Annotated in this window: 5 protein-coding genes; all 5 read right to left on the bottom strand. The window is 61.0% G+C overall.

What is annotated here, in order from left to right; translation table 11 throughout:
* A partial coding sequence (locus tag EOC93_RS19045; protein ID WP_164759194.1) for an ATP-binding cassette domain-containing protein occupies positions 1-848 on the bottom strand: 848 nt, incomplete at its 3' end.
* Positions 845-1,984: an ABC transporter permease gene (locus EOC93_RS19040; RefSeq protein ID WP_095487784.1), complete on the bottom strand. Its 1,140-nt coding sequence runs from the start codon at positions 1,982-1,984 to the stop codon at positions 845-847. The genes EOC93_RS19045 and EOC93_RS19040, both read right to left, overlap by 4 nt.
* Positions 1,984-3,078 (bottom strand): microcin C ABC transporter permease YejB, encoded by a 1,095-nt coding sequence (locus EOC93_RS19035; RefSeq protein WP_095487786.1) that lies wholly within the window; start codon positions 3,076-3,078, stop codon positions 1,984-1,986. Before EOC93_RS19035 ends, EOC93_RS19040 begins: the two co-directional genes overlap by 1 nt.
* Before the next feature lie 30 nt (positions 3,079-3,108).
* A complete protein-coding gene (locus EOC93_RS19030; RefSeq protein WP_095487788.1) occupies positions 3,109-4,995 on the bottom strand; it encodes an extracellular solute-binding protein in 1,887 nt (628 codons plus the stop codon).
* Complete coding sequence (locus EOC93_RS19025; protein WP_095487790.1) at positions 4,995-6,872, bottom strand: extracellular solute-binding protein; 1,878 nt, start codon at positions 6,870-6,872, stop codon at positions 4,995-4,997. The genes EOC93_RS19030 and EOC93_RS19025 overlap by 1 nt, the downstream gene beginning before the upstream one ends.
* Positions 6,873-6,922 lie beyond the last annotated feature (50 nt).

The following is a 6,922-nucleotide window of genomic DNA, read 5'->3' as shown; positions in this document are numbered from 1 at the left end:
TTTATGTCCTGGCCCGTCATCACAGGCTTGGCGGCAGCGTTGGCCGCCGGCGGCTTGCCCTTCGGTTCGGCGGCAAGCAGATGCCGCGTGTAGCTATGCTGCGGATTGGCGAAGATATCTTTCGTCGGTCCGGTCTCGACGATCTTGCCTTTTGTCATCACGCAGACCCGGTCGGCGATCTTTCTGACGATGCCGAGATCGTGGGTGATGAACAGCATCGACATGCCCTTGCGGCTTTTCAGCTCCGCAAGCAGTTCGAGGATCTGCGCCTGCACGGTGACGTCGAGCGCGGTTGTCGGCTCGTCGGCGATCAGCAGCTCCGGCTCGTTGGCCAGCGCCATGGCGATCATGACACGCTGGCGCTGGCCGCCGGAAAGCTGGTGCGGATAGGCGTCGAGCCGCTTCTCCGGCTCGCGGATGCCGACCTCGTTGAGCAGCTCCAGGGTGCGCGCCTTGGCTTGCCGGTCGCCAAGACCTTGGTGCAGCGTCAGCACCTCGACGATCTGTTGCTCGATTGTGTGCAGCGGGTTGAGCGAGGTCATCGGCTCCTGGAAGATCATGGTGATCTTGTTGCCGCGCACGCGGCGCAATGCCTTCTCGTCGGTGGCGAGCAGGTCGGCGCCCTGGAACAGGATCTTTCCCGACGGATGGCTGGCGGCCGGATAGGGCAGCAGCTTCAGCACCGACAGGGCCGTGACTGATTTGCCGGACCCGGATTCACCGACCAGCGCCACCGTCTCGCCCTTGGCGATGTCGAAGGAGATGTGGTCGACAGCCATCGACTGGCGGCTTTCTTGCACGAAGGCGACGCTGAGATCGCGGACGGAGAGGAGAGGGGCTTCGCTCATCTGAACGTCTTGCGCGGATCGAAGGCGTCGCGGGTCGCCTCGCCGACGAAGACCAGCAGCGACAGCATCAGCGAGATGACGACGAAGCCGGAAATGCCCAGCCATGGGGCGTTGAGGTTGCGCTGCGCCTGCTTCAGCAGCTCGCCCAGCGAGGCCGAGCCGGGCGGCAGGCCGAAGCCAAGGTAGTCGAGCGAGGTCAGCGTCGAGATCGAGCCGCTGAGCAGGAAGGGCAGGAAGGTCAGCGTCGCCACCATGGCATTGGGCAACAGATGCCGGAACATGATGGTGCCGTTGGGCACGCCGAGCGCGCGGGCCGCATTGACATATTCGAAGTTGCGGGCGCGCAGGAACTCGGCCCGCACGACACCGACCAGCGCCACCCACGAGAACAGCAGCATCAGCCCGAGCAGGATGAAGAAGCCGGGCGGCAGAATGGCGGCGACGATCAGCAAGAGATAGAGCACCGGGATCGCCGACCAGATTTCTATGAAGCGCTGAAATAGAAGGTCGGTCCAGCCGCCGAAATAACCCTGCAATGCGCCGGCCGTCACGCCGATCAGCGCTGATCCGGCGGTGAGGATAAGGCCGAACAACACCGAGACCCTGAACCCGTAGATGACTCGCGCCAGCACATCGCGTGCCTGATCGTCGGTGCCCAGCCAGTTCCAGTTGCCGACGACGCAATTGGGGTCGGCGGCACCTTGCGGATACTGGTTGCAACGTGTCTTGGCATCATAGAGCCAGGACGGCTTGGTGGGCGCTGCCTCGGGAATGGCGTTGTTGACGGTCCGATAGGAGTAGCGGACCGGCGGCCAGATCATCCAGCCATGGGCATTGATCTCGTCCTGGATGACCGGGTCGCGATAGTCGGTGACCGCATAAAAGCCGCCGAACTTCTCCTCGGGATAAGCGACCACGACCGGAAACAGGATCTCTCCCTTGTAGGCAACGAGAACCGGTTTGTCGTTGGCGATCCATTCGGAAAACAGCGACAGCACGAAAAGCACGAGGAAGATCCATAACGACCAATAGCCGCGCCGGTTGGCCCTGAAATTCTGCAGGCGCCGCTGGTTGAGCGGCGACAGCCAGGGTCGGGCAATCCGGTCCGGCGTCGTTTCGACTGCGGCCCCGGCCATCAGACGTCTCTCCGCTCGAAGTCGATGCGCGGGTCGACCCAAGTGTAGATCAGGTCGGACAAGAGCCCGACAATCAGGCCGAGAAGCGAGAAGATGTAGAGATTGGCGAAGACCACCGGGTAGTCGCGCTCGACCACCGACCTGAAACCGAGCAGGCCGAGCCCATCGAGCGAAAAGATGTTCTCGATCAGCAGCGAGCCGGTGAAGAAGGCCGAGATGAAGGCGCCCGGAAAGCCGGCGACGACGATCAGCATGGCGTTGCGGAACACGTGTCCGTAGAGCACCTGCCGTTCCGACAGGCCCTTGGCGCGCGCGGTCACCACATATTGCTTTCGGATTTCCTCGAGGAACGAATTCTTGGTCAGAAGCGTCGTGGTGGCGAAGGCCGACAGCACCAGCGCCGTCAGCGGCAAGGTCATGTGCCAGAAATAGTCGACGATCCGCGCCGGCCAGGACAGCTGGTCCCAATTGTCGGAGGTGATGCCGCGCAGCGGAAACCAGTCGTAGAACGATCCGCCGGCAAACAGCACCATCAGCAAGATGCCGAACAGGAAGCCCGGAATGGCGTAGCCGACAATGACGACGCCGCTGGTCCATATGTCGAATGTCGAGCCGTCCTTGACTGCCTTGCGGATGCCGAGCGGGATCGAGATCAGGTACGACAGAAGCGTGATCCACAGCCCGATCGAGATCGACACCGGCATCTTCTCCAGGATCAGATCGATCACTGAAATGTCGCGGAAATAGCTGTCGCCGAAATCAAACCGGATGTAGTTCCACAGCATCATGCCGAAGCGCTCGAGCGGTGGCTTGTCGAAGCCGAACTGCTTTTCCAGCTTGGCGATGAATTCGGGGTCGAGCCCTTGCGCGCCGCGATATTTCGAACCGACGTCGCCGGCCACGTCGACATTGCTGCCGCCCGCGTCGCCACCGCCGCCGCCAAGGCGGTCGCTGCCGCCCTGGTTGGTCAGCCTGGCAATGACCTGCTCGACCGGCCCGCCCGGCGCGAACTGGATGACGGCGAAGGAGATAGCCATGATGCCGAACAGGGTCGGGATCATCAGCAGGATGCGGCGCAGGATATAGGCGCCCATCAGGCTCTCTGTCTTGCTTGAGCGAAAATCTCAGGCTTTGCCAATCGTTGCCGCCTTATCCTTGTCGAACCACCACAGCGCCTCGACCGGAAAGCCGAAATCGGGCTTCTGCTCGGGAAAGCCGAACATGTCCCAATAGGCGACTCGGTGATTCGCGAGATGATATGTTGGAATCCAGTCTAGCCGCGCGCGCAAGACCCGATCGAGTGCTTTGAGCGCTGTGACCAGCTCGATCCGGCTCTGCGCCTTGCCGGCTGCCTCGATCAGCGCGTCGACGGCTTTGCTTTCTGTACCGGGATAGTTGCGCATCCCCGGCATTTTCGCCATCCGGGAGTCATAGAGGATTTCCAGGCCGTCGGCAGTCGGCGTCGCCCCGATCGACCATCTGAACAGGTTGAAATCGAAATCGAAATTGCTCTGCCGCGCTTCGTATTGCGTCGAATCGACCTGCCGGATCGAAGCGTCGATCCCGATCGCCTTCATATTCTCGGCCCACGGGGAGAAAAGGCGGACGATGCCATCGTCCTCGGCCAGCATTTCCACCCGCAGTCGCTCGCCCTTATCATTGACGACGAAATTGCCCGCTCGCTTCCAGCCGGCTTCGGCAAGCAGTCTCGAAGCCTCACGCAGCAGCTTACGGTCGTGACCCGAACCGTCGGAGACAGGCTGCATCACCGGTTCGCTGAAGGTTTCCGGCGGCAACTCGGCTCGGAACGGCTCCAGCAGGGCCAATTCCCCGGGCGTGGGCAGGCCCTCGGCCTTGTAATCCGACTGTTCGAAGTTCGAGTGCGAACGCTCGTAGGCGCCGTAAAACAGAACCCGCTTGGTCCATTCGAAATCGAAGCAACTGGCGATCGCCCGTCTCACGCGCACATCACGGAATTGCGGACGACGCTGGTTCAGCGCGACAGCCTGCATGTCCGGCGTTTTCTCGCCGGGAAATTCACGTTTGATGACCCTGCCGTCCTTCAGCGACGGAAAGTCGTAGCCGGTCGCCCATACCCGTGCGGTAAATTCCTCGCGAAAATGCGTGTCGCCCTTTTTCAAGGCTTCAAACGCTGCCTGGCGATTGATGTAAAAATCGATACGGATGCGGTCGAAGTTGTAGACGCCGCGGTTCACGGCCAGATCGCGGCCCCAATAGTCGGCGACACGTTCATATTCGATGGTCTGTCCGGCCGCTACGCGCCCCACCTTGTATGGTCCGGAACTGAGCGGCGGTTTCAGCGTTGAGGCATCGAATTCGTTGACCGTATAAAAGGCTTTGGACACGACCGGCATTGCGACGATCGCAAGGATATTCTGCGCCGACTGTTTGCCGTTGAAGGTGAGGTTGACGGTAACCGGATCGACCGCGACGGCTTCAGTCATATGCCGCAACGCTTGGGAAAGGTTCGGATGGCCTTTGTCTTTGTAAAGTTTCAATGCGAAGGCGACGTCCCCAGCGGTCAGTGGCGAGCCGTCGTGGAAGCGCGCTTGCGGTCGCAGGCTGAAGCGGAAGCCATTGCGGTCCGGCGATAAGGTAACGGATTCGGCAAGCAGGCCATAGACCGCATCAGGCTCATCGAGTGCGCTTGCCATCAGCGAATCGAAACAGAGTTCGGTGCGCGGCGGCGAATCCCCCCTCAACACCAGGGAATTCAACGTGTTGAACGTCAGAAAGCTCTGGTTGAAGGTGGAGTTCGGCGGTGCGAAATTCATCTGGCCGCCCTTGGGGGCGTCCGGATTGACATAGTCGAAATGCGTGAAGTCCGCGGGATATTTAAGGTCGCCGAAGGCCGACAGGCCGTGCAGCTTTACGCCGGTCGGGATGGCGGCGAAGGCCCGGCCTGGCAGCAGCGCTGCCGCCGTGGCCGCGGCGCCCAGAGCCAGAAAGTCGCGGCGGGCCAGAGAGTCGCGCCGGGGGAGCGCCGCCATCAATTGCCACTCTTGTATTTTGCCGCCAGCGCCTTTTCCTTGTCCGCGTCGATCCACCAGGAATTCTGATCGACGCCGCTATAGGCCGGTTGCTTTTCCGGGATGCCGAACTTGTTCCAATAGGCCATCCAGACCACCGACCGATGGTGTTGCGGCACGACATAGTAATTCCACAGCAGCACCCGGTCGAGCGCATGGGTGGCAGCAACCAGATCGTCGCGATCGGTGGCGAAGATGACGCGGTCGACCAGCGCATCGACGACCGGGTTCTTGATGCCGGCATAGTTGCGGGATCCAGGCGTGTCGGCGGCCTTCGAGCTCCAGAAGTCACGCTGCTCGTTGCCTGGCGAATCCGACTGTCCCAGCTGCGATATGGTGACATCGAAATCGAAGTTGTTGACGCGGTTGACGTACTGGGTCTGGTCGATCAGCCGCAGCGTGGCGTCGACACCGATCTTGCGCAGATTGGCGATGTAGGGACTGGAAAGGACCTGGTCGGTGTCGTTCCAGCCGAGGATTTCGAACTTGAACGGCTCGCCCGTCTTGGCATTCACCATTTTGCCGCCCTTGATCACCCAACCGGCCTTGGCGAACAGATCGACCGCAGTCTTCAGATACTTACGCTCCGCCTGTGGCGAATCGTAGACCGGCAGCTTGAATTCCTGGGTGAAGATTTCGGGCGGCAGCTTGTCGCGATATTGCTCAAGGATCTCCAGTTCCTTGCCCTGCGGCAGTCCGCTCGATGCCAGTTCGGTGCCTTGGAAATAGCTTGATGTACGGGTATTGGAACCGAAGAACAGCGTGCGGTTCATCGACTCGAAGTCGAGCGGGTAAGTCAGCGCGGCGCGCACCAGGCGATCCCTGAACAACGGACGTCTCGTGTTGAGCATGAACGCCTGCATCGGTTCGGGTGAGGCGGTCTTGAATTCCTTCTTGATGACGTCGCCAGCCTGGACTGCCGGGAAATTATAGGCCGTGTTCCAGCGCCTCGAACTGTTTTCCGGCTTAATGTCATCCAGCCCGCCTTTGGTGAAGGCCTGCCACGCCGCATTATCGTCGAGAAAGTAGCTGAAACGCTGGGTGTCGAAGTTCTCCCGGCCGATCTTCACCGGCAGCTTGGCTGCCCAATAGTCGGGCACGCGCTGCCAGATGATTTCCGAGCCCGGCTTGAAGCTGGCGATCTTGTAGGCGGCGGACCCCAGCGGCGGCTCCAGCGTCGGCCTGGTGACGTCGCGCTTCTTTCCATTGGCGTCGGTACCTTCCCACCAGTGCTTCGGCAGCACGACGAGATCGCCGATGATTTTCGGCAACTCCCGATTGCCCTTCTGGCTGAAATGGAATTCGACTTCGCGATCCGAGATCGCGACGGCATCGGTGACATTCTCGAAATAGCGACTGTACATCGGGCTGTTGGCCTTCAGCACCTGAAACGACCAGATGACGTCGTCGGTGGTGATCGGCTGGCCGTCGTGCCACCTGGCCCGTGGATCCAGGCGGTAGGTCGCCGAGGAATAGTCGTCCGGATGTTTGTAGGCGTCGGCGATCAGCGGATGGCTGACGCTGCCCTCGTCGGTCGCCTGCTCCATCAGCGTGTCATAAAGCAGCCCGCCGCCGAACTGTGTGAAGCCGGCTGCCGGCGAACCCTGGACGATATAGGGATTGAAGCTGTCGAACGTGCCGAGCACCACCAAATTCAGCGTGCCGCCCTTCGGCGCATCGGGATTGACGTAGTCGTAGCGCTGGAAGTTGTTGCCATATTTGGATTCGCCGATCAGCGACGAGGTGGTGCGCCATTCGTCCGCGAAGGCTGCCTGCAGGCCGCCGGCAAAAGCCGCCATAACCAGCACCGATCTGAGAAACGTTCGGCCAACCGTCATGCCTTCTCCTCTTTGCGATAGCTATCAGCAGACAATCTAGATCATTTGAC

The organism is Mesorhizobium sp. M6A.T.Ce.TU.002.03.1.1, assembly GCF_003997275.1.
Classification (GTDB): domain Bacteria; phylum Pseudomonadota; class Alphaproteobacteria; order Rhizobiales; family Rhizobiaceae; genus Mesorhizobium; species Mesorhizobium mediterraneum.
Note: the sequence above shows the minus strand (reverse complement) of the source record. Positions and strands in the feature narration are given on the sequence as shown.